This window comes from Lysinibacillus sp. NPDC059133 (genome assembly GCF_042755925.1).
In the GTDB taxonomy this organism is placed as follows: domain Bacteria; phylum Bacillota; class Bacilli; order Bacillales_A; family Planococcaceae; genus Lysinibacillus.
Map to the genome: position 1 here is coordinate 28,315 of NZ_JBHZDH010000037.1, position 23,977 is coordinate 52,291.

Sequence of the window (23,977 nt, forward strand, 5' to 3'; positions counted from 1 at the left end):
GAATAGTCAAAGTGACGGATAGCAGAACCAGAGCGACGGAAAGAACGGTCAAAGTGACGGATAGCAAGGCTAGAGCGACGGAAAGAAATCAAAGCGACGGATAGAAGAGTCAGGGCGGCGGAAAGAAGAGTCAGAGCGACGGATAGCAAGGCCAAAGCGACGGAAAGAAATCGGAACGACGGAAAGAATAGTCAAAGTGACGGATAGCAGAACCAGAGCGACGGAAAGAACGGTCAAAGTGACGGATAGCAAGGCTAGAGCGACGGAAAGAAATCAAAGCGGCGGATAGAAGAGTCAGGGCGGCGGAAAGAAGAGCCAGAGCGACGGAAAGAACGGTCAAAGCGACGGATAGCAAGGCCAGAGCAGGGACAATGCTTATTCAAATGGCGAAAAAGCTAGGTGCCAAAAATATTATAGGCACGGTTAGTGATATGAAAAAAGCGACAATTGCCTATGAATTAGGTGCTCATCATGTACTGACATACGAGAATTTTAGTGCGCAAGTCAATGAATTTACAGATGGTCAAGGTGTTCACATTATTTTTGACTCCATTGCTGGGAATATTACGGAAGAGAGCTTTCACTGTTTAGCTCCGTATGGGACGCTAGTGCAATTTGGAAATAGTGGTGGTAAAGCAGGTAATATAAAAACATCTGATTTACATAATAGCTGCCGCAATGTGAAAGGTTTTAGCCTAGGAACGACTCGAGCTTCCAAGCCAGAAATGCTACAACAAGTTACTGAGGAGATGTTTGCATTGCTGAAGGAAGAAAGCTTCCAAGTACCAATTGCGAATATCTTTAAATTAGAGGATATGCAGAAAGCCCATGATTTGATGGAAAGTCGCCAGCATCAAGGGAAAATATTAATTAAAATATAACTGCATGAGTACCTTAAAAATGTAGTGGTAGGTGTAAAGAGAATTTTAATCAATGGTTTATTCCACTGATGATTAGTCTATGGGCAGTTAATCTCCCACTTAACTTCTATGTTTTTACTGAGGAAGTGGAGTCTTGTACTTGTCGCTTTGCTTTCAGTACATAAATTACTGCCCGTTAAAGCGGGATTAATATTGATTCAGCGATGAAAAGATGACTCTGATACGTACTGACAGAGTCATCTTTTTGATCTATAAAAGACTTTGACATAATTATGTTGGTATGGAAGATTGCCAAACAGGTGCAAGTAACGCGATACCTTCTTTGATTTGTTCAAGGGTTAGCCCACCATAGCCCATAATGACCATAGCGTGTTTAGAGCCTTGCTGATAGGAGGTTGAACATGGATAGAGTTTGATTCCTACCTCCTCGGCCAGTCTGATTGCCTCCTGTTCAGCAAGCCTTTTTGGTAACTTCATAACAATATGAAGCCCAGATTTTTCACCAATAACTTCGAACTCCATAGAAAAATTTGCGTTAATCGCTACTAGTAGAGTTTGTTGCTTTTTACGATAAATAGTGCGCATTTTGGCTAAATGCTTATCGAATAAACCTTGAGCAATGAAATCGGCTAATACAAGCTGATCTATTTTAGAGACAACAGATTTTTGTTCTTGATTAAAATGAATAAAATCTTCGACTAACGATTTAGGCAAAATCATGTAACTTATGCGCAGCGAAGGGATAAGCGTTTTGGAAAAGGTTCCGAAATAAATAACGCGTTGCAGCTGATCCATTTTTGCTAATGAGGGGATAGGGAGCCCTTTAAAACGAAATTCTGAATCATAGTCATCTTCAATAATATATGCCTTCTCAGCAGTAGCCCATTGCAGAAGTTCTGCACGCCGTTCAACAGGCATGACCATCCCAAGGGGAAACTGGTGTGCGGGTGTTGTGTATAACATGTGGATGGATTCTTTCGGTATTGTTACCCCTAAGTTATCAACAGGAATAGCATGAGTTGTTAATCCACACTGTTGCGATGTTGCACGTACTCTTTTAAAGCCAGGCTCCTCTAAGCCAACTTGTGCTTTTTGGCCAAAAAAGTGACAGAGAGCCTGCAGCTGATTTTGTGTACCACTATAAACAAACACCTGTGATGCTTCACAAGTAACTCCTCTTGATCGTTCAACATAACTAGCGATTTCCGTCCGCAATATTGATTCTCCTGGCCAAGGACTTGTTGTTAAATTATCCACATTGAAGTGCTTTTTCCACAGCTTATGCCAGCTGGAGAATGGAAAACCCTCCTTATCCACATGTCCATTATTAAAATCAAATTTTACAGTATATGTAGTTGGTGTTTTAGCTGTGGATATGTGCTGTTTTTGCTGCTGTCCCCATTCAAATTCAAAGGGCGCTATAAAGTAGCCAGAGCGTTCCTTACTATAAATATAGCCTTCAGCTAGTAATTGTTCATAAGCTTCCTTAATCGTATGGACACTAACGTCAAGCGTTTTAGCAAGTGCCCGTTTAGAAGGCAATTGCTCATGGGCCTTCAGTTTTTTTCTTAAAATTGCCTGTTTTATTTCTTCGTAAATTTGCACGTATTTCGATGAATCTTCCGTAAATGAAATCGATAATTCCAAAATGTTGCACCTCCTGGTACGGTGTAGTTTTTGAAAATTGGTTCTATCTATCATATCAGAATTATCGTTATATATTAAAAAGGAGTGAAGCAAAATGAATTTTTTAGCGTTAGAAAATGAGGTTGTATTACTTAAGCCATTAGAACAAAAGGATAGGCAAGGAATATTAGAGGCTGGTAGTTATCCAGAGATTTGGCCACATATGTCCACAGTAATAGAGACGATGGACGATGTGAATAAATTTGTGGATAAAGCATTACTAACAAAACGTGAAAAAACTGAGTTCCCATTTGTAATTGTGGATAAAAAATCTGGACAAATCATCGGTTCGACTCGGTTTATGGATATTGATGAAACACATAAACGGCTTGAAATAGGTACTACATGGATTACACCAGCTTTTTGGCGTACTGCTATTAATACGAATTGCAAATATTTATTATTACAATACTGCTTTGAGGTATTAAATCTACAACGTGTACAAATTAAAACAGATCATGAAAATGTGCGTTCACAAAGGGCTATTGAACGCCTAGGAGCAACAAAAGAGGGGATCTTACGTAATCATATGGTGCGTAAGGATGGTACAACTCGTCATACCGTGATGTATAGCATTACGCTACAAGAGTGGCCACAAGTGAAAAAGCATTTGCAACAGTTATTAGTTGATTGTACTAAAAAATAATAATGGAGGAAATATTCTAGTTCATCGCCGAAAGTTGTGGATGCCATTTTGTTAAAACGTATGCCATGTGGATAAGTTGATTGAGGTGAGACTAGTCGATACCTTGAGGATCCAAGTAATGGTGAGGAGCCATTATTATATTAAAAAAAGAATGGTCATTAGTCGACCATTCTTTTTTTATAAATAAACCCTGCTACAATCCAAGTAGCTAGTGACCAAACAATGATTGTAGCCATTGGAATAATGACGTCCATTGTTGTGTATGTGCCTTCTAGAGCCTCTGCTAATTGCGCCAATTGAGAACTTGGTAACCACTCTGCAATTTTTAAAATAGGAAAGGCAGACGATAATGCTAGGGCAAAAGAGCCAAACCCGAAAATAAGGATAACAGGTAGAATGATAAGAGATCCTTCCATAACTGTTTTGGCGAATAATCCACACAATGTTCCTATTGCAATATAGAACACAGTCGAAAGTATTAAAGCAATAGCTAAGATGAAAAGATTAGCTGGGCTATAGCCAACAATGAAAATAGTCAATGCTACAATTACCATTGTAAGGATAAAGACGAACAAGCTTTTACCAATTAATATATCGCCAAGTGAAGCAGGGGAAAGCATTAAACTACGAAGCGTGTTTTTTTCTTTCTCCTCTGCAATTAGACAGCATTGTACATAGGCAGTCACCAGAGTAAATGCCATATTAATTGCAAGGAAATAGGTGGCGATAGTAGCTGAGCCCGATTTATTAAATAAAAATGCAAAAACAAGTGGCATAAATACCATAACGGATACCGCATAGTTACGTGAAAATTCCTTATAATCCTTCATTAAAATAGCCTGAATTCGTGTCATTGAAAGGTTCATACTAAATCACTCCCTGTTATTTGCATAAAAATATTACCTAGTGTTGGCTCGTTTGTATAAATGCGAGAAACTTCGTTAGATTGCATCCAATGAAACAGTTTTTCTGCATCCTGTTTGCCATTTTGAATGACTTCGCTAGCACCATTTTTTAGTTCAACTGTAATAGACTCATCCCCAAACTCTTTTTTCAAATCTTTTGGCGAACCAATTGCTCTAATTTTACCTTTATGTAAGAAGGCGACACGATCACAAAGTATTTCTGCTTCACTCATATCATGTGTTGTTAAAAATATGGTCGTACCCATGTCGTTTAATTTACGTAAGCCATTATAAATGTGCTGTGTATTAACAGGATCGAGTGCAGAAGTTGGTTCATCTAAAAATAATAGTTCTGGTTTATGCATGATGGCACGTGCAAGCGTAACACGTTGCATCATTCCTTTAGAAAGCTGACTAATTTTCTTTTTACGATCACCGTATAAGTTAACAAAATCCAACGCCTCTTTTACGGCTGATTTAGGTAATTGGTATAAATTAGTGAATAGTAATAAATTCTCCTCAATTGAAAGTCGTGTATATAGTCCACTATTATCTGTTAAAATACCGAAGCGTTTACGATTGTTACTTTGTTTCATCTCATCTGCTGGGCGACCAAACAGTAAAACGTCCCCAGCAGTTTTTTCAGTTTGTGCTGTTAATATTTTAATAGTAGTAGTTTTTCCGGAACCACTAGGTCCAAGAAAGCCGAATATTTCTCCTTTTTGAATGGTAAATGAAACATCCTGTAATGCTGCTTCCTTATTAAATGTTTTTTTCAAATGCTGAACATCGATCACTGCGTTCATTTGAAAACCTCCCTGTGTTGTTGTTGATGTCTCAACTATAAGGGACAATGAAGATAACAACATTAAATTACAGGTGAAAGGCAGTAAAATGATCATTAGCGGAGAAATATTTCAGATGACAGGAGTCGTTTATTTCCTGGGAAATCTACTAAATTCCGAGTATTTCTTTTAAATCTGCGAGCTTATTTTTCGACAAAGGTACTACGGTCTTTTCGTTGCTATTTAAGGCTAGACTGTAGCTATTGCGAGTCCACGTAATGATTTCCCGTACCTTTTGTAAGTTAACGATATATGAGCGATGACTTCTAAAAAAGCCAAATGGTGTCAATTTTTGCTCAAGCTCATTCAGTGATAATGTACATGGATAGGTTTCACCCGCAACATACAGTGAAACAAGACCCTCAACACTTTCGATATAATCGATTTCAGGGGGATTAAATAAAATGATCTTATCGTTCTTCTTTGTAGGGATCTTATCAAGTCGAATCGGTGCACTTTCAAGAGAGGGAGAAGCTGGTTCTGTCTCATCTTCTTTCACATCTAATGCATGTAAGCCCATTGTATCCAGTCTATGTATTTCTGTACTCGAAACGATTAAATCCTCAAGGTTGTTAGACAGTAAAATGACTGTTTTATTCTGTTTTTGAAGGACATCCAATAACTGAAGGACTGTTTGCTTGGAAAACTCATCTAGATTTTGGAATGGTTCTTCTAAAACTTGTATCGGTGCCTGATTAAGATATGTATGAATCAATTTTAAACGTTGCTTTTCTCCATTTGAAAGCTTACTGATTTTAATGCTTTTTTGCTCCACTAAAGCGAATGATTTTAATAAATCCTCCATCTTTTCAGAAGAATTATTGAAAAGCTTTAAGCAAAATTTGATGTATTCTCGAACCGTCAGTCGCTCATACAAGGCATTTTCACGAAAATGTGTATACGTATTGCTTTCCTTCGCAAACCACTGTATTAATGTATGTATTTTTGACACATCCGTATAGATGCCAATAATAATGCCAGGCTGCATAGATAGGTGGAAGTTTGGATAAATTACATTTCCTCCTTCTATATAAGGGTCAATAATTATGCTTTCAATTTGGTTCATTACTTAGTCCTCCTTGACTGTATTTAATTTCAAAAAATTGTGAGATTTCAGCCTGTGCCTGTAGATAACTTTCATAACAATAGTTGGAATTATTGCAGTCCATAAAACCGTGCTGACCTAGATATTGTCGCGTATGAACAGATGGTAATGTATCAAGTGTTTCTTTTATTCTATCAACATTAAAACTTTTCTCATGACTTGGTAAAATAACGAGTGTCGGACAGGAGGGGATTGCATCCAAGTATTGACGAATGCGTGAACCATAAACGCAAACGATTCCTTGTAATGGCAGTGTTGATAGTCTCCAAGCTAATGTTGCACCTACACTAAATCCGATTAACAGCACTTCATCATAATGTGTCCTAGCTTCCAATATTTTTTCAGTTAGTCTTTCGAGGGGAGCATCAAAGCCAACTTCATTTATGAAATACTCATAGGCTTCCTGCTCTTGTTCATATGGAAATACTCTATTGTCTGAATATAAAGAAATGCACTCAACGGTAGTGTTGGCGTTACTGTATGCTTCAGCTTGCATTTTTATAAAATCGTTGACGCCATAAATCTCATGTAAAATAAATACTTTCCTTTTCATTTTGACCTCATTTAGTTTTTCCAATAGTGTATCAAAAAATAATCATATAGTATATTTCAGAAAATTCTGGTCCGCGTTTTATTATTTCAAGATAATTATTTAGCGATTGATTAATTGAATGTAGCTGTTAAGTTGAAAGGAATCTGTTGCGCTAAATAAAACAGTAGTGTTCCAAAAGTGAAAAATCCACGCAGACTTTTGTGGCTCTTAATTTGACCACAGAAAGTAAGGCGGATTTTTCTATTGATATAAGTCTTTATTTTGAAACTTTAGACATAAAACCCTTCATTTCCATACTAAGCGTATTAAGCTCATCAATAATTTCACTAAAGTCCTGAACAAGTTGTGCCTGTTCATTTGTGGCACCATTTATTTGAGTCATGTTTTGCTTTAAATTTTCAAGATTATGATTGATGCTTCGAAGTGAGGATTCAATGTTATCAGTAGCAGTAGTTGTTTCAGTAGAAAGCTTGCGAACTTCTTGTGCGACTATATTAAATCCGGCACCATGCTGGCCTGCTCGTGCTGCCTCAATCGATGCATTTAAGCCGAGTAGATTTGTTTGACGAGAAATACTTTTTATTAAATCGGTAATACCATTTGTTTTTTCAGCGTCTTCTAAAGCGAATTGTGTCTGTTTATTAATTTCCTCACTTGTCGCAGCTAGTTCCTCTGAATGAGAGGCAATTGTATGTACTTTATCCTGTAGGTTTTGGATAATATCATTCATAGTAAAAATATATTTCTCCATTTGGAGAGCATGGTCAATAGGTAATCCAAAGGCTAGTGCACCTACGATATGTCCATTTTCACGAACAGGAAAAGAAAATGCGTTAAAATCCACACCATAAACCTTTTTTGGTACAGGTTGATCAGTACTTTTGCCTTTAAGTGGGAGATGTAAAATGGTATCATCTGGGTGAATTTTTTGTCCGTTTTTATAACCAGCATCTATCCGTTTCCCAGGTAAATAAGTAATAATGCTCTCACTCTCTTTCTCTACTACTGCCATCATGGCTTCACCCTTCATAGCTAAATGAATGTAAGGCAATGACGCTGATAATGCTTCAATAATATTCATAGTAACCTCCTCGGTTTATGTAAGCTCTGTTAGCATAATCTCGCCATTCTAAAAAAACGTAATTTTTTGGAAAGTAATACTACTTTAATTGTATGTAAAAAGGAAGAGAATAAAAAGACTATCTTAATACCATTATCCTTTTAAAAAGTACGAAATTAAGATCTTATATGTTTAATTTGCTTAAAAGGGATTGGATTTGCATGGTAACGAATATTGCAGGCGCGGCAATCATGGAGTATACATAAAAGAACTTTGCAAAAAATAAATAATACGGTATTAAATACGGACGGTATTAAATACAACATAGAGTGCAGAAAGTTAACATATTTATTTGACAAAGAATTGGAGTAAGTCCTAGTTATGAACTTCGAGTATAAGCAAAGTAGGGTATATGGTTTTTTTACTTTAGCTGTGTGTTTTTTTAAAGGGACAAGTTTATCACCTACTCGTTTTGCCGGAGCATAGTTTGCTTTTTAGTTATTCTTTCGTAAAAGCTTAACATAGCTTTTTCTTTTTTGGACAACCTAAACTTAGAAATAATGGCATGAGGTGATGATCGTGAAAATAGAAAGGTCGTCCGAATGGGAAGAAGGCTTTATCAATAAACTAAACCCACTTGAAAAATGGGATAGTTGGACATTGTACAAGATGAATTATGATATTGTGAAAATGAAGTTAATTCCTGATTTCACAGGTTTACAGGCGACAAAGTATTTACCAAATTTAAAACCGCTTAAGCACCAGTTGGAAGCAGCAGAAACAGTGATTGAACGTATGAATGGAAAGGCGATTCTGGCTGATGAAGTAGGTCTTGGTAAAACAATTGAAGCAGGTTTAATTTTAAAAGAATATCTGATTCGAGGACTCGTTAAAAGAGCGTTAATATTAGCTCCAGCATCTCTTATTAATCAGTGGATTGAAGAATTAAATATCAAATTCCACATTCCGGCAATAGCTTATAAAAAAAATGTGCCGATTGAGCGCTATGATGTCGTTATTATGAGTATGGATACGGCAAAGAAAAGTCCTCACAAAGAGCGTATTTATGAGCAGGATTACGACATGATAATTATCGACGAGGCTCATAAACTAAAAAATCATAAAACCCAAATTTATGAATTCGTACAAAGCTTAAAGAAAAAGTTTTGTTTATTATTAACGGCTACACCGATTCAAAACGATGTTTTTGAATTATTTTATCTTATTTCTTTACTTAAGCCTGGTCATCTTGGCAATTATGATACATTTCAATCTGCATTCTCGGCAAGTAAGCATGATTTAGAGCATAATGATTATTTAAAGGAATTAGTGAATCAGGTGATGGTGAGGAATAGGAGGGAGGACACGGGTATTGAATGGACAAATCGCCGTGTTCAAATTGTTCCTATCCAATTTACGAAAGAAGAAGAGGAAGTTTATAATCTGCTCGGAACGCTTCAAAATACAGCCTCTTTTTCAATGATTACATTGCAGAAGGAAATGTGTAGTAGCAAAGAAGCAACAGGCTTAACGTTATCTAAAATGCTTGAAGACAATGAGCAACCACAAGAAATTGAAGAAATACTAGCAAAATTAATGGCCTTAGAAGTGAATTCAAAGGCGAAAAAGACACTTGAAATAATCGAACAGGCCAAGGATAAAGTGATTATTTTTACAGAGTATAGAGCTACTCAAATTTATTTGCAATGGTATTTACATTCTAACGGTATAACGAGTGTCCTATTCAACGGTAAATTCAATAAAAGCAAACGTGATTATATGAAGCTTCTTTTTAAGGAAAGGGCACAAGTTTTAATCGCAACAGAGGCAGGCGGTGAGGGGATTAACCTTCAATTTTGTCATCATGTCATTAACTATGATTTGCCATGGAACCCTATGAAGCTAGAGCAACGGATTGGTCGTGTGCATCGATTAGGGCAAGAGCATGATGTTCATATTTATAATTTGGCTATAGCCAATACGATTGAAGAGAATATATTAGCATTACTTCATACGAAAATTGATGTTTTCGAAAAGGTAGTCGGCGACTTAGATGCGATTCTATCTAACTTTAAAGAATCTGTATAGTGTAAGGGAGAAGAACTATGTATCCACAGCAAGTTCATAGTTATTTACGACAATTTTTTATTGAAAATGATTGCCGTATTGTAGGAGAAGATCAACATTATCTCACGGTACAATTAACAGTTGATATCGATAAAAGAATAATGAATCGCCCTTTTTATTGGCAGTACGTAGAAGCTACAAATAGTGAGGCAAATCCAGCCCAAGTAACGTTCATTACAAATCAAACAGCATCGGCTGGGAGCCTTTATGGTGAAGTTATTCATTTCGGTTCTCCGAGAATGAGCCAGCTTTTTCAAGCAACAAGGGATCTAGGGGCGTATGTTCAGCTTTTTGAGAAGGTGGATAGCGCAATAGGCCAAGTTATCCTTACTCCATGGCTAGGTGTTAATTTTAAAGTGTCGTATTGCTGCGACCAAACGAAAGAAATGCTTTATTCATTTGGCATAAACTTGCTAACTGGAATCATAAAAGAGGAATTTCAAGAGACAATATGTACATCTGAATTTGACACTGTTCCAGCAGACAATGCTTTTCATGTGCAATTTATCATTAAGCCCGTTAGAGCACTTGAAAGATTAAATGCTACTATTGAAAAGATCATTAAACAAGATGATCATTCATGGGCTACTGAAGCAAAAAAACGATGGCAACGTGATCAGCGAGTACTCGATTATTTTTATGAAGAGGAAGATGACAAACCAGAATGTTATGATATTGAAAAGAAGGCTTTAGAGGAACAATACGATACAAAAATTAAAATAGAAATTATTAATGGTGGATTATTTTATCTTTATTAAACGAGGAGCTGTCTTTACTAAGGACAGCTCCTTTCCATTTAATTTTCTTCAAAAATACTTTGTAGTTGCGCCAATTTATTATCCCAAAATAAATCAAAGTACTGTAGCCAATCTTCAATCTCTTTTAGTTTTTCGGCATGTAATGTGTAAACTTTTTCTCGCCCCTTTTTCTGAGCAGAGACTAGCTCAGCTTGTTCTAAAACTTTTAAATGCTTCACGACAGCAGTTCGGCTTATAGAAAAATTCTCAGAAATAAGTGAGATCGGTTTATCACTTGAGGCAAGTAGCTGTAGGACATGACGTCTTGTTGGATCAGCGATAGCTTGAAAAACATCATACTTTACAGCAAGCGGTGTCATTGTGATTCCACAACTTCTTTTAATTTTTTGCCGACAAGCATTGTCCAGCCGCCATCCATTGTTGTACGAATAGCTTCAGCAGGCATGTTAGCTTTAGGAATGATATGTGAAGCTTCTTTCCAGCCACCATGAGTTAACGTAAATTCTGTTTGCTCCCCAACTTCTTTCAGTTCAAAAGTGACAAACCATCCATCTGTATCCCATGCAAAACGAACAAAATGTGGAGCATCTACTTGTTCTACTCGACATGGTGAAGGACCAAACGGTGATTGTATTGTAAATTCATGACCTTCAACTGGCTCGAAATTATTTGGCATAAGCCAAGAAGCAATCTTTTCAGCGTCCGTTACTGTTTCCCATACTTTCTTGATCGGTGCATTGAGTGTAACTGTTTTAACAATATTCTCTAGTTTTTCTGTCATTTAAAATGAACTCCTTTACAAAAATATAACCCTAAGGTGTTATGAATATATAACACCTTAGGGTTATATGTCAATTATAAATACATTGGATAAATTTTCACCATGTCTTTTTGTGTAGCCTCACTTATGTTAAAATTATTTTTATAATTTTCTGACTAAAAAGGAGGGCATTAAAATGGTGAATGTACCTGTCTTTTTATTAATGTGCATTTTATTAATTATTTTGCCTGGCCCGGATACGGCGATTGCAACAAAAAATACACTCACCGTAAGTAGAAAAGGGGGCTTACAGACTTTGCTTGGTTCGTGCTGTGGTTTATTGATCCATACTTTTGCAGCAGTTATTGGACTTTCCGCGATTATTGTAAAGTCAGCATATGTATTTGCCATTTTAAAATACGTTGGAGCGGTCTATTTATGTTATTTAGGTATCAAAACATTATGGGCATTACGAGCAATACGTACGCAGCCTCCTGTTGTACAAGACGATACTCAAATTGATCACAAATATTCGCAGCAATCATGCTTTAAGCAAGGCTTCTTAACGAACGTAACAAACCCAAAGGTGGCTGTATTTTTTCTCACATTTTTACCTCTGTTTGTAGATGGTAAAAGCGGTACATTCATGCCGTTTCTGATCATGGGGCTTATTTATACTGCGTTAACAGGATTTTGGTTTGTATTTTATGTTTACTTGTTGGATAAAATTAGCGCATTTATGAAAAAGCCAACGACGAAAGCTGTAATCGAAGGATTGACAGGTGCAGTGTTAATTGGCTTTGGCATTAAATTGGCATTAGATAAAGCCCACTAAGATTTTATTAAAAAATCTATATAATAAATGGTTTAAAACCTAAGTAAACCCCGTTCTAAATTTAGGACGGGGTTAAAAATATAGTTGTTTAAACTACACTAGAATATCTTAATTTCTATCCTTATTTCCAATAAAGTGTACCTTTAAACTTCTCTGGCTTTTTTACATAGCTTTCGATAATAAATCCACAGTCTGTGCAAAGAATGTATTCAACAACTGAACCTAGACCAGGCTTATTATCTGGGTACATAACTGCAGGCCCAGTATGCTTACCTTTCCCTAACTCTTTCCCACCACATTTGGGACATTCTATTATTTCCGTAGAATTCTTCAATTTGAAACCCTCCCCTTATATATGTAAGCTATTTTCCTGATATGTCCCATTATCTATTAATACGAATTGTTTGTAAAATTGTACCACAAAATGGATATTTATCCTCTTCTCTAATGAAAGAGGAGGAGGGAAGAGTTGAGTGTCCTGTTCTATTTTTTCTTTAAGTCACTTCAGCTACTTTCAAAGGGTAAATAAAAACTTCACGGATATATTCCGTGAAGCTAAAATACTTTATATCCAGCTAGAAGAACAGGAAGCCGATGCTAATAATAATGCCCGTGAAGATTAAAATGAATAAACAGAAGCCCATTATATCCCTAGCCTTTAAGCCAGCGATTGCAAGGGCTGGTAGTGCCCAGAACGGTTGAATCATATTCGTCCAAGCGTCACCCCACGCGATTGCCATGGCAGTTTTAGCGTAGTCGGCACCTAAAGTGGTTGCAGCATCTAGCATAATAGGAGCTTGTACCGCCCATTGACCACCGCCTGACGGTATAAAGAAGTTAACAAGTCCGGCTGAGAAAAATGTAAACAAATAGAAGGTATGTTCATTGGAAATATTGACAAACCATTCTGAGAATACAGCAGCTAAACCAGAAGCGGTCATCATGCCCATGATCCCTGCATAAAACGGAAATTGGAAAATGATTCCTGTTGTTGTTTTAATAGCATCCTGTGCAGCGGCAAGGAAACGCTGCGGTGTCCCGTGGAAAATAATGCCTAACACAATAAAAATCGTATTAATCACATTTAAATCAAGGACAAAGCCTTTCGTCATAAAATGATGTACTAAATAAACGAGTCCAATAATAGCAATTAAAATAGTTAAAATATAACTTCTTTCAGAGCGATTAGCAAAGTTGTTTTCAGGCTTAGGTAACTCTGTTTTTTCTTCTACTAAAAAAGCAGGGTCAATCTCAACCAATTCTTCTTCCTTTGGCATCATCCAACGATTAAAGAACGGTAAAGTGAAGACGATAACAATGACTATAAATAAGTTATAGGTTGAAAATAATGTAATATTTGTTGGGATGATCCCCATAATATCTGCAAACTTATGACCTTCAGTCGCGATGGATAACGGAATTGAGCCAGCTAATCCACCATGCCAAATAACAAAGCCTGAATAGGCACTAGCAATTAATAAACGATAGTCTACCTTTTTAACATGACGAGCAATTTCCTTTGCGAAGAGGGCACCGATGACAAGTCCAAATCCCCAGTTAATCCAGCAAGCGATTAGCGATACGAATGTAACAATGATAATCGCCATGCCTGGTGTTTTGATTTTACTTGCAATGGATGATAATCCTTTTTTAAAAACAGGACTATTGGCTAAAATGTGACCTGCAGCTAAGACAATCACCATTTGCATTGTAAATGCTAATAGTTCCCAAAAACCATCTCCCCAATAGATCACCATATCGAGAGGAGAAGCATCTGTTAAAGCAACCCCTAATAATAACGTCAACACTGTGAGTATAGTGACAAAAATGTATGGATCAGGTAAATATTTTTCCATGATAGCATTTGAAATTCTTGTTAACGTTTTCATGTTAGAAATCCCCCTTCATTTTCTGCCATCCCTTATTGCTAATTGTACATAGGGAAATAAATAAATAAAGATAAAATCGGAATCAGGAATGATAAATATAACGTAATGTAGAAATAAAGTGATGATTTCTATCGCGAAATATAAATATGATTGAAATCATAACAAAGCCTTATTCCTATTGTGTTTGGTCTACATGTTTTTAAGAAGAAGGATAAGTAGAAAATGAGGAGAATTTATTACTAAATAGGGGATTTTGGAATATTTTTTATACCAAATTAGAATAAATAGGGGGTATCTATATGGAGTTGCGAGATTTAAAAGCTTTTATGACCGTTGTTGAACATGGGAGTTTTACAAAGGCCGCTAGTGAATCCTTTGTGTCACAGCCTTCATTAAGCAAAAGCATTAAAAAGTTAGAGAATGCTCTTCATGTAGAGTTATTAAATCGATCTACACGCAATATAGAATTAACAGACGCAGGTAGTATCGTCTATAAACAAGGTCAAAAAATAATACGTTCTGTCCACGATTTACATATATTATTAGATGATTTATCGAACATCGAAACAGGTACGATTAAATTAGGGATTCCTCCGCTAATTGGCACACTATTTTTCCCTGACATTGCTCGAAAGTTTCATAAGCAATATCCAAAGGTGCATTTAGAGCTTGTGGAACGAGGAGCTAAAACGATCGGAACGTTAGTAGAAAATGGTGACGTTGATATGGGAATTGTCGTTATACCTACAGATGAAAGGAAATTTTCTGTCCAATCATTTGTGGAAGACCAATTTTTTGTCTTTATTAATGAGTCCCATCCATTGGCTCAGCAAGAACATATTTTATTACAAGATTTAAAAAGTGAAACATTCATTATCTTTACGGAGGAATTCACACTGCATGATTATGTTATTAAATCATGTAAAAGCGTAGGATTCACACCAATAATTGGCTATAAAAGCTCGCAATGGGATTTAATAGTGGAGCTAGTATCCTCGAATTTAGGGGTGACACTTTTACCCTATTCAATTGCCGCAAAGCAGACGAACAAAAATGTCAAAATTATACCGTTACTTAACTTTGACATGCCATGGCGTTTAGGTGTTATTACGAAGAAAAATACTTATCAATCTTTTGCATTAAAGCAGCTACTCCATACAATACGTTCTGAAAATTGATTTATGCACTTTTAGAATAAATAGTATTCTAATTAATTCCTTTACTTATAAAACGATAGTAAGGTAGAATTTTTCTTAATAAACGAGAAATTTTAGGGGGTTTCGATATGGGGAAGGGGAAAGTGTGGAATTCGTTTGAGGAGGCCATTGCTGATATTAAAGATGGGGATACGTTAGCAGTAGGGGGCTTCGGGCTATGTGGTATCCCTGAAAAATCAATTGCAGCGCTAGTCCAAAGGGGAACAAAGGATTTAACAGTTGTAAGCAATAACTGCGGTGTGGATGATTGGGGTTTAGGGCTTTTATTAGCAAATAAACAAATAAAGAAAATGGTCGCATCCTATGTAGGTGAAAATAAAATTTTTGAGCAGCAATTTTTAAGTGGGGAGCTTGAAGTAGAATTGACACCACAAGGTACGTTGGCAGAGCGTATGCGAGCTGGCGGAGCTGGGATTCCAGGTTTTTACACAGCTACTGGAGTTGGAACACCCATTGCTGAGGGAAAAGAAGTAAAGATTTTTGATGGCAAGGAATATATTTTAGAAAAAGGTATTGTCGCAGATTTTGCACTTGTCAAAGCATGGAAGGCGGACAAGTTAGGAAATTTAGTTTTCAGAAAAACATCACGTAATTTTAATCCACTAGCTGCAATGGCTGGAAAAATTACGATTGCAGAAGTAGAAGAAATTGTTGAGGTTGGAGAGCTAGACCCAGATCATATTCATACACCTGGAGTGTTCGTGCAGCGCGTTTTACTAGGTGGCAATTATGAGAAACGTATTGAGCGTTTGACGGTAAAAAAGGGGGATGCGTAAATGGCTGATACAAGACAAAGAATAGTAAATAGAGCAGTAAAAGAAATACAAAATGGTATGAACGTTAATTTAGGTATTGGTATCCCGACGCTAGTAGCCAATGCAATTCCATCTGACTATGACGTCCTTTTACAATCAGAAAACGGACTTCTTGGCATTGGTCCATACCCAGCAGAAGACGCGGTCGATCCTGATTTAATTAATGCAGGTAAAGAAACGGTCACTGCGATTCCGGGTGCCTCTTTCTTTGACAGTGCCGAATCATTTGCCATGATTCGAGGAGGTCATATCGATCTGGCTATTTTAGGTGGCATGGAAGTATCTGAAACGGGTGACCTTGCGAACTGGATGATTCCGGGGAAAATGGTGAAAGGTATGGGAGGCGCCATGGACCTTGTAGTCGGGGCGAAAAGAGTAGTTGTCGTGATGGAGCATGTTAATAAAAACGGTGAGTCAAAAATAAAAAAACAATGTGAGCTGCCGTTAACCGGAAAGGGCGTTGTGAATAGATTAATTACAGATTTGGCTGTTTTCGATTTTACGGAGGAAGGGATGCAGCTTATAGAATTAGCAGAGGGTGTCACGTTAGAGGAAGTAAAAGAGCAGACAGCTGCTTCTTTTAGTATTGCTTTAACATCATAAATTTAATGAAACCAGTTCTTTTGATAGAGCTGGTTATTTTTTGTTAGGAGTATGAATAAATGGATATACATGAACTGAAGTGCGATAGTATAAAGCAATTTAGAAATAGGTCTGTAAAAGAGAGACCGTTCATTCGCGATTGATGGATTAGGTGGTACAGGCAAGTCCACTATAGCTAACAAACTGGCGGAGGAGCTACAATCGATTTGTGCTGTAGAATTAATCCATATAGATAATCATATCGTAGAAAGCAGTGAACGTTATGATACTGGCCACGCTGAATGGTATGAATATTATTATTTACAATGGGATGTTGAATTGATTAAAAATAATATGTTGTTACCATTACATAAAAATAAGTTACAACTCCAACTTCCATTTTATAATCAATCAGCAGATACCGTTAACGATAGAAAAATAAAATTAGAAACGAATAGTATTTTTATGATCGAGGGAGTATTCCTTTTCAGGCATGAATGGAGGAGCTTTTATGATTATCGTTTATTTCTAGACATCCCTCGAACAGTTCGAGAGGAAAGAGTATTACAAAGGGATGCCTATATTTGAGTTTTTCAAGCGCGACTAAATAAGTATCAAAGAAGATATTGGCCAGCTGAGGAGTATTATTTAGAGAAAGAAAACCCGTTGGCAGCTGCAGATAAAATTTGTGATTTTTTAAAGTAGAATTGTCACTTCGCGGGTATTTGTCTCCAATTCGCGGGTATTTCAATCAATATCGCGGGTATTTTGCCTTCAAGCGCGGGTATTTCTGAAGAGCATGAAGATTGATTGTTATTTTTCAGACTATTGGCTGTTCTCTAGCTCTGTTTTGCCATTATACAATGATGGAAAAGGAAAAAATGAACTATGAGACAACGATGGTCAGATGAATTACAGGTGGCACAGGTACGTGTAGCGAGACCGACTGATAAAATAAAGGAAATTGAGAAATTTTATTGCGAAGGCGTAGGGTTAGAAAAAATCGGCTCTTTTTCAGGACATCGAGGCTTCACTGGCATCATGATTGGTCTTCCGAATGCGAGCTATCATTTAGAATTTATAGAGCACATTGACGGAAGTCCTTGCCCAGCACCAACAAAGGATAATTTGCTCGTACTGTATATTCCAAATCGTTCAACTATACAGCGTATTGCTGAACGATTATTGCAAATGGGCTACCCTGAGGTAGAGCCAGAAAATCAATATTGGGCTGAAAAAGGCGTCACAATTGAAGATCCTGATGGCTGGCGTCTTGTATTAATGAACACGGAGGGTATTTAAATAAGTAGGCTCGTATTTTCAATACCCTGCGCGGTATGTAGTTACAACTTATAACGTTGAAAGAAAGAAAAGGTGCTCGGCAGTAAATATATTTCAAAAACTTTTTTGTTTGAAACAATTGCAAATGAAAAAAGATACCCACACATTATACACGTAGGGGTATCTTGTCGTTGAAACGCTCTATTGTCCTAAAGAAGCATCTTGATGATAATGAGTAGCAATTGATTCGATATCTAGCTGTGTATAGTTCGCCCAATTAACCTTTCTAAAGTCTTCCTCACTAAAGTAAATATTTAATAGCTCTGTCATAGATTTGTCCCCGTTAGATTTCGTTAACGGAGCATACCAACTAATGGCTGGAGTTTTAACACTTTGAAGCTTAGACAGCTCTGCAAATAGTTTAGTGGAATCCTTTAACATTTGACTTTTCATACCTTTTTTCACATCAGTATCCTGTATAGAGATTGATACGATACCATTCTTTTCTTCCACCGTGAATTTATTTTTAACGATAGCTCCTACTATATCTTCAATGGAAGTATTTTTATCGACGGCAACTTCCTTTGGAGCAGTATTCTTCCCGCAAGCTGATAATAAAAGTGTGGCTAGTAAAAATAAATAAAATAACTTCTTCAATGTAATAACCTCCCTTGTTACTACCATATATGCGCAAAATGGAGGTGAATTATACAAAAAGAAGGAAGGTAGTAAAAAAATCAATTATGCCCCGGCATAATTGCGTCCGGAATCGGCTTTGTGCTTAGGCCTGCACGAGGGCCGACACGATGTCGGTCATTTCGGTGATGCCACAGGACGTGGCGTTTTTACCGATGCAGGTCAGTTAGCCGTTATCGCATGGATGCGATGATTTTAGGCTAACATCCCCTAAGAACTCCTTTCCGATTTCCGTGACACCCGCTGAAAGAAGTTAAATTACAATGGAGTTACATAAATCTGTTTTTCCGTTGGATCCCAGAGGACAACCCCAACATCTTGGTTTTGATCTATAATACGAATAGTAATAGGAATATAATCAAATAAAATAGTATTCAATTTAGTACTAGCCAACTGTAAAAGACCAATCAGTTCAGTATCATTTATTAAAGGTGCATGAACATCTATTTTTAAATCGATTAAATTCCCGTTTTCATATCGAAGGTTACCAATTATTTTAGGATTTAAATGTTTAAAGCCTTCTTGAATATCTTCTTTGAAAATTAATAATTTATCATATGTATCTTTGTCTAAACTATTAAGTGAATCGGAAGGGAATGTATAAGTTTTTATATCGATCGCATTCCATTTATCTATTGTAACCTCTCCTTCAGGAATAAATGTTTCCGCTAAAAATATTCCTGGAATGATATCATTTTTATTGGATTCTTGATATAAAGTTAAAAAAATAGGGACATTCGGTATTTTATTATCATTTCTTATATTTTTTATTATAGCTTCGGCTATTTCTTTACCGTAATTTTCTACGTCATTAACATTATCTTCGTTCGTATCGACTTTAACTTGATCTATATAAGTTAAGCCTTTATCATCCTGTACTCTAATGTCATAAAACTCATTTAAGGATACGGCTAAAGACAGTCCTTCTACTTTTCCGTTTTCTTTGTTAACAAAATTGTGTTCTAAGACATGAGATAATATTTTAGGATTATTTTTTTCATCCTCTAAAACATCTCCAGTACTTTTTTCTATAGGTGGGTTTAAACCAAAACCTTCTTTTGATTTTCTATCTAACCATTTATTTATAATTTTACCATCTAAATATTGACCTTCCTGCATATAAAACTTCTTAGTAGGAAAGTGATTGACTGATAAATCCATTAATCCTTTTTCAATTTCACTGACGTTTAATGAATTGTTCATATTACTAAGTATCAACCCTCTTGAAACATTAGATTTTGCAGGTTGTTTAATTTCATATATTTCCTTTTGTTGAATGGATGATGCATACATTTTCTCATCATTTTTATTAACTTGATGGTCATCACTACAAGAAGCTAGAAGAAGTAGTGGTGATACAAAAAACAACATACTCTTCTTTATATTCATTTTGTACATACTCCTTACCAATTCAAATTAACGTTATGTTACATAGTTGTGCTTCTTTATATATCCCTGGTATTTTCAATGTTTACCTTTATATCCCTATTTTAAGTGAGATACTGGTAAAAGTATATAAAAACAGATAACTGATATTAGCTATCCACCTTACACAATTTAATAATGTACATGAACTATCGGTTTAGCTTGCTATTGAAGATCAGAAAAATTATTGGAGGCATTGAAAAATGAACCTTTCAGAGTTCAAAAACTATCTTTTGACCATAAGTGAAATAATTTATTTTGATAGCAATGAGTACTTTCGTGAAAAAACTTCTAATCATGATAGACATTGCTGAAAATTTACTTGCAAATACAACGAGTGAGGATGAGAAATATTTTCTAATGGGAACGCTGGGGAACTTATATAGATTTTACGGAGAACCTCAAAAAGCTGTTAACATTTTAACAGAATGCGTTACTATTGCCAGCAATCAGAACGACAGCCATCGAGAAATCGTGTCATTAATACGCCTAGGAGAGGCCATTAAATATAACGATAATCCAATGAAAGCATTGGAAATCTTCAATGAAGTTTTAGATAAATGTAAGGCAAACGATAATTTGTTTTATGTGGACTTTGCCATGCAACATAAAGGAGAGTGCTTGTTAGAATTAGGGAGAATGGCAGAGGCGGAAAAATGCTTGAAAGAAGCATTGGAGTTAAGGGAACTTAAAGGTGATGTATCGCTTATTGAATCTACCCAACAAGCATTGAATTTTATAAAGAATTGGAATGCTAAATACTTTACTGAAAAGCCGTAAAAAGAACACATATTTTTATGTAAAATAAATTGAAGGATTTATGAGTGATAATTTATCTTTATAAGTTCATTTAATCAGTATAATTTGAATAAAGTTTTCCAAAACCTGTAGTAAACGGAGACCATCATTTATGATGGCCTTTTTTTATACGATAATCTTGTAAGCGGATACACTTTTAGCAGAGTTTTTTTCTTCTAACTATTGAATTGCTAGTGAAAACAATGTATAGTGAAGTGATTTGTCTGACGTCTGACCGTCTACATATTTTCAGTTTTAAGATCTATAGCTGTTATTCAAGTTTCAATAATGGAACATAATGAGTGAAAGAAGGATTTGTAGTTTCGGATATCGAACGCGCAAAAATTATCAATATTAGTTATGGAGGAACTCATGAGATACTTAATATCCATTTGTGGATTGCTACTTGTTTTTGGTTTAGCTCTGTTAATGAGTAAAAACAAAAAAGAAATAAAATATAAAAACATACTTATTATGTTGATCATCCAATTTTTATTTGCAGCATTACTGCTAAATACAAAGTTTGGTTATGTTCTAATCAAAGGATTTACAAATGTATTTGATCATTTATTGTCTTACGCAAGTACGGGCATAACTTTTGTTTTTGGTGGTTTAGCGAATGAAGGGGAGTATTCCTTCTTCTTAAATGTGTTATTACCAATCGTATTTATATCTGCATTGATAGGGATCTTACAGCACTTTAAAATTCTTCCTTTCGTCATGAAGTGGATAGGTTTACTTTTAAGTAAAGTAAATGGCATGGGGAAATTGGAATCATATAATGCTGTTGCTTCTGCAATGGTAGGTCAATCTGAAGTATTCATTACTGTAAAAAAACAATTAGATAAAATTAGTCCACAGCGAATGTATACATTATGCGCATCTGCAATGTCGACCGTTTCTATGTCAGTTGTTGGTGCATATATGACGATGATTGAACCAAAATATGTTGTAACGGCGATTGTGTTGAACTTGTTTGGCGGATTTATTATTGTTTCGATCATTAATCCGTATACAGTAGAAGAAAGCGAAGATATTTTAAAAATTGAAGATGAGCATAAGCAATCTTTCTTCCAAATGCTTGGAGAATATATCATGGATGGCTTTAAAGTAGCCATCATTGTTGGAGCTATGCTGATCGGTTTCGTAGCATTAATGGATTTAATCAATTCACTATTTGATATGATTTTGGGTGTATCCTTCCAAGATATTTTAGGTTATATCTTTGCACCAATAGCTTTCCTAATGGGTATACCGTGGGCAGATGCTATTACAGCAGGAGGAATTATGGCAACTAAATTAGTAACGAATGAATTTGTTGCAATGATAAGCCTAGGAGAAGCAGCTAAGTCTATGAGTGCACATACAGTGGCTATTATTTCTGTCTTTCTTGTATCCTTTGCAAACTTTGCATCTATCGGTATTATTGCTGGAGCGGTAAAAGGTTTGAATGAAAGACAAGGGAATATAGTTGCTCGCTTTGGTTTAAAGTTGTTGTATGGAGCAACACTCGTTAGTATCTTAACGGCTACAATTGTAGGTTTCGTAATTTAATAAAAGTTGAACTGCACTCCAATTGATAGACACTTCAATTGGGGCGCAGTTTTTTTATGTGAAATAAAAAACTGTGGAATATAAATGGAAAAGGATGGTATAGCAGTAATAGCTATGTGGTTTTTCACTTCAGTGTCACCAAGTTAGAGTGTTATTGGGGCATTTTACTAATAGTGCTTCGGATTAATAAGTCATTCAAAAGTCAATTCGTGATGGGGTCAAAACGTTTATGTTCAAGCCGCTTAACGCATTTTTATTATTTCCGCTGTCTACTTTGATAGGGAGCAGTTTCATACCTGTAATTAATAGGTATTTAGGGGTTTTGGATAAAATTAAAAGAGAACTAGACGCATCTAGTTCCCTTAAGTGCAAGCCGAAGCAATGCACCGCTATTAGTTAATTATATTCTATCATACATTTAACTATACCTACAAGTGAGGATTTTAAATGTAACTTTTGGTTTTTGTCAGTTTTTTTCTAAAATCAGAACCCATAATTGATGTATGAATAGGAATTGGGATTTGCGTTCTTAAGTTTTCAGAATGGTTTTCTAAATCTCGAAGCAACTTCTGAATCTCACGCTTAGGTGTACCAAGTTTTTTAAGTATGATTACCATTAAAATGAAATAATCGATAATATTAATAAAACGAATGTTTGTTATACTAGTTTCACTTTCGATATAGGAAGTTAATCGACTAGGTGGATTTGTTTTTTTGAAACGGCAATCAAAGACCACGCCATTATGGGCTACTGCATTACGTAATTCTTTTAATAAAAAGATTACATCTTCTAGTATACGACCGTTCTGATTATGTGACGTAGTATGGACATTTAGTACATCGGAGATTTCGATGCGGTATTTAAGCTCCAAACATTGAAGGAAAAATCCAAATTCCCCCATATTTATTACTTCAAAAACAGCCCATAATGGGACTGGTTTATTGCTATGAAGATAGTGTTTTATTACATCTTTACCATCAGCATAATTATAAGCAATACTTGAAAGAATTTTATTTTTAAGATCTAATCGTTTCTTCATTTTTTCTCTATATTTACTATTTCCGATATTTTCTGATTTGTGGTCAATTAATTTATGGGTAAATATATATTCAAAATCACTATTACAATCTTTAATCAAGGTATTAAGCGTGTAATTTTTAATTGCTGTTTCAATAAACATTATATGCGGGTACAATAGTGTCTTTAATTGTGTGTCGAATTTGTATATTGCTGCTAACTCATCAAACTTAGTCAGAGGAATACGATTATTAGGTTGACCTATAAATCGATAGCCTTTAAAGCCATGAAAATAGCCCATATTCATTAAATCAAGTTTATTTTTACTACCACTGATATCAATGTTATGTTTGTTACGAAGGTGTGCCATTAAAGAGTTTAATGATTTTCCCTTAGCCAATTTTACACGTCCAATCTGGTAATCTATCTATGATTATTATACATTATCACTAGCGTCGCATTAAAATAATTCAATGTATTTTTAAAAACTGAATTTTCCGCAATATTATGCGTGCATAAAAAAAGCCTTTATAATGGTTGG

General features: G+C 35.7%; 25 protein-coding genes. 12 read left to right on the forward strand and 13 right to left on the reverse strand.

Annotation, left to right across the window (positions count from 1 at the left end; translation table 11 throughout):
• Positions 1 to 371 precede the first annotated feature (371 nt).
• Positions 372 to 881 (forward strand): zinc-binding dehydrogenase, encoded by a 510-nt coding sequence (locus ACFXN8_RS17795; RefSeq protein ID WP_386846944.1) that lies wholly within the window; start codon positions 372 to 374, stop codon positions 879 to 881.
• A gap of 270 nt (positions 882 to 1,151) precedes the next feature.
• Here ACFXN8_RS17795 and pdxR read toward each other — a convergent pair whose 3' ends face one another.
• Complete coding sequence (gene pdxR, locus ACFXN8_RS17800; RefSeq protein ID WP_386846946.1) at positions 1,152 to 2,528, reverse strand: MocR-like pyridoxine biosynthesis transcription factor PdxR; 1,377 nt, start codon at positions 2,526 to 2,528, stop codon at positions 1,152 to 1,154.
• A 94-nt stretch (positions 2,529 to 2,622) separates the two neighbouring features.
• Here pdxR and ACFXN8_RS17805 point away from each other — a divergent pair, with 94 nt between their 5' ends.
• Positions 2,623 to 3,213: a GNAT family N-acetyltransferase gene (locus ACFXN8_RS17805; RefSeq protein ID WP_386846948.1), complete on the forward strand. Its 591-nt coding sequence runs from the start codon at positions 2,623 to 2,625 to the stop codon at positions 3,211 to 3,213.
• Positions 3,214 to 3,371: 158 nt separating this feature from the next.
• Here the strand turns inward: ACFXN8_RS17805 and ACFXN8_RS17810 are convergent, their stop codons facing one another.
• The 5 genes from ACFXN8_RS17810 to ACFXN8_RS17830 form a co-directional block, all read right to left on the reverse strand.
• A complete protein-coding gene (locus ACFXN8_RS17810) occupies positions 3,372 to 4,079 on the reverse strand; it encodes an ABC transporter permease (protein WP_386846950.1) in 708 nt (235 codons plus the stop codon).
• A complete protein-coding gene (locus tag ACFXN8_RS17815) occupies positions 4,076 to 4,924 on the reverse strand; it encodes an ABC transporter ATP-binding protein (RefSeq protein ID WP_386846952.1) in 849 nt (282 codons plus the stop codon). The genes ACFXN8_RS17810 and ACFXN8_RS17815 overlap by 4 nt, the downstream gene beginning before the upstream one ends.
• 148 nt (positions 4,925 to 5,072) lie before the next feature.
• Positions 5,073 to 6,029 (reverse strand): LytTR family transcriptional regulator DNA-binding domain-containing protein, encoded by a 957-nt coding sequence (locus tag ACFXN8_RS17820; RefSeq protein WP_386846954.1) that lies wholly within the window; start codon positions 6,027 to 6,029, stop codon positions 5,073 to 5,075.
• The gene (locus tag ACFXN8_RS17825; RefSeq protein WP_386846956.1) at positions 6,016 to 6,621 is read right to left on the reverse strand and encodes a dienelactone hydrolase family protein; all 606 of its coding nucleotides are present in this window, start codon (positions 6,619 to 6,621) and stop codon (positions 6,016 to 6,018) included. The genes ACFXN8_RS17820 and ACFXN8_RS17825 overlap by 14 nt, the downstream gene beginning before the upstream one ends.
• 256 nt (positions 6,622 to 6,877) lie before the next feature.
• Positions 6,878 to 7,702 carry a methyl-accepting chemotaxis protein gene (locus ACFXN8_RS17830; RefSeq protein WP_386846958.1) on the reverse strand — a complete coding sequence of 275 codons (825 nt, stop codon included), beginning with the start codon at positions 7,700 to 7,702 and terminating at the stop codon, positions 6,878 to 6,880.
• A 552-nt stretch (positions 7,703 to 8,254) separates the two neighbouring features.
• Between ACFXN8_RS17830 and ACFXN8_RS17835 the strand changes: the two genes are divergently transcribed.
• Positions 8,255 to 9,769: a DEAD/DEAH box helicase gene (locus tag ACFXN8_RS17835; protein WP_386846960.1), complete on the forward strand. Its 1,515-nt coding sequence runs from the start codon at positions 8,255 to 8,257 to the stop codon at positions 9,767 to 9,769.
• Between the two features lie 17 nt (positions 9,770 to 9,786).
• Entirely contained in the window at positions 9,787 to 10,566 is a 780-nt protein-coding gene (locus ACFXN8_RS17840) for a YqhG family protein (protein ID WP_386846962.1), read from the forward strand.
• Between the two features lie 38 nt (positions 10,567 to 10,604).
• On the opposite strand, the gene ACFXN8_RS17845 is transcribed toward ACFXN8_RS17840, so the two are convergent.
• Together ACFXN8_RS17845 and ACFXN8_RS17850 are read right to left on the reverse strand one after the other, a co-directional pair.
• Positions 10,605 to 10,925, reverse strand: coding sequence for an ArsR/SmtB family transcription factor (locus tag ACFXN8_RS17845; RefSeq protein WP_376077045.1), 321 nt, complete (start codon positions 10,923 to 10,925; stop codon positions 10,605 to 10,607).
• Entirely contained in the window at positions 10,922 to 11,347 is a 426-nt protein-coding gene (locus ACFXN8_RS17850; RefSeq protein ID WP_376077042.1) for an SRPBCC family protein, read from the reverse strand. The genes ACFXN8_RS17845 and ACFXN8_RS17850 overlap by 4 nt, the downstream gene beginning before the upstream one ends.
• A 175-nt stretch (positions 11,348 to 11,522) precedes the next feature.
• Here ACFXN8_RS17850 and ACFXN8_RS17855 point away from each other — a divergent pair, with 175 nt between their 5' ends.
• Positions 11,523 to 12,161, forward strand: coding sequence for a LysE family translocator (locus tag ACFXN8_RS17855; RefSeq protein ID WP_386846965.1), 639 nt, complete (start codon positions 11,523 to 11,525; stop codon positions 12,159 to 12,161).
• 121 nt (positions 12,162 to 12,282) lie between these two features.
• Here the strand turns inward: ACFXN8_RS17855 and ACFXN8_RS17860 are convergent, their stop codons facing one another.
• Positions 12,283 to 12,495, reverse strand: a complete 213-nt coding sequence (locus ACFXN8_RS17860) for a transcription initiation factor TFIIIB (RefSeq protein WP_386846967.1) — start codon at positions 12,493 to 12,495, stop codon at positions 12,283 to 12,285.
• A 241-nt stretch (positions 12,496 to 12,736) separates the two neighbouring features.
• Positions 12,737 to 14,050, reverse strand: a complete 1,314-nt coding sequence (locus tag ACFXN8_RS17865) for a short-chain fatty acid transporter (protein ID WP_386846969.1) — start codon at positions 14,048 to 14,050, stop codon at positions 12,737 to 12,739.
• Between the two features lie 299 nt (positions 14,051 to 14,349).
• On the opposite strand from ACFXN8_RS17865, the gene ACFXN8_RS17870 reads away from it, so the two are divergent.
• From ACFXN8_RS17870 to ACFXN8_RS17890, 5 genes are all read left to right on the forward strand, one after another.
• Positions 14,350 to 15,228 (forward strand): LysR family transcriptional regulator, encoded by an 879-nt coding sequence (locus tag ACFXN8_RS17870; RefSeq protein WP_386846971.1) that lies wholly within the window; start codon positions 14,350 to 14,352, stop codon positions 15,226 to 15,228.
• A 107-nt stretch (positions 15,229 to 15,335) separates the two neighbouring features.
• Positions 15,336 to 16,043, forward strand: a complete 708-nt coding sequence (locus ACFXN8_RS17875; RefSeq protein WP_386846973.1) for a CoA transferase subunit A — start codon at positions 15,336 to 15,338, stop codon at positions 16,041 to 16,043.
• Positions 16,044 to 16,685, forward strand: coding sequence for a 3-oxoacid CoA-transferase subunit B (locus tag ACFXN8_RS17880; protein WP_386846975.1), 642 nt, complete (start codon positions 16,044 to 16,046; stop codon positions 16,683 to 16,685).
• Between the two features lie 138 nt (positions 16,686 to 16,823).
• Positions 16,824 to 17,252: a nucleoside/nucleotide kinase family protein gene (locus ACFXN8_RS17885; protein ID WP_386846985.1), complete on the forward strand. Its 429-nt coding sequence runs from the start codon at positions 16,824 to 16,826 to the stop codon at positions 17,250 to 17,252.
• A 300-nt stretch (positions 17,253 to 17,552) separates the two neighbouring features.
• Entirely contained in the window at positions 17,553 to 17,966 is a 414-nt protein-coding gene (locus ACFXN8_RS17890; RefSeq protein ID WP_376076926.1) for a VOC family protein, read from the forward strand.
• 180 nt (positions 17,967 to 18,146) lie between these two features.
• Here ACFXN8_RS17890 and ACFXN8_RS17895 read toward each other — a convergent pair whose 3' ends face one another.
• Complete coding sequence (locus ACFXN8_RS17895) at positions 18,147 to 18,602, reverse strand: hypothetical protein (RefSeq protein ID WP_376076929.1); 456 nt, start codon at positions 18,600 to 18,602, stop codon at positions 18,147 to 18,149.
• A gap of 297 nt (positions 18,603 to 18,899) precedes the next feature.
• Positions 18,900 to 20,030, reverse strand: coding sequence for a CamS family sex pheromone protein (locus tag ACFXN8_RS17900; RefSeq protein ID WP_386846978.1), 1,131 nt, complete (start codon positions 20,028 to 20,030; stop codon positions 18,900 to 18,902).
• A gap of 315 nt (positions 20,031 to 20,345) precedes the next feature.
• Here ACFXN8_RS17900 and ACFXN8_RS17905 point away from each other — a divergent pair, with 315 nt between their 5' ends.
• Entirely contained in the window at positions 20,346 to 20,846 is a 501-nt protein-coding gene (locus ACFXN8_RS17905; protein ID WP_386846980.1) for a tetratricopeptide repeat protein, read from the forward strand.
• 390 nt (positions 20,847 to 21,236) lie between these two features.
• A complete protein-coding gene (locus tag ACFXN8_RS17910; RefSeq protein ID WP_376076935.1) occupies positions 21,237 to 22,418 on the forward strand; it encodes a NupC/NupG family nucleoside CNT transporter in 1,182 nt (393 codons plus the stop codon).
• Between the two features lie 443 nt (positions 22,419 to 22,861).
• Here the strand turns inward: ACFXN8_RS17910 and ACFXN8_RS17915 are convergent, their stop codons facing one another.
• Positions 22,862 to 23,836 (reverse strand): Abi family protein, encoded by a 975-nt coding sequence (locus tag ACFXN8_RS17915; protein ID WP_386846982.1) that lies wholly within the window; start codon positions 23,834 to 23,836, stop codon positions 22,862 to 22,864.
• Between the last annotated feature and the right edge of the window lie 141 nt (positions 23,837 to 23,977).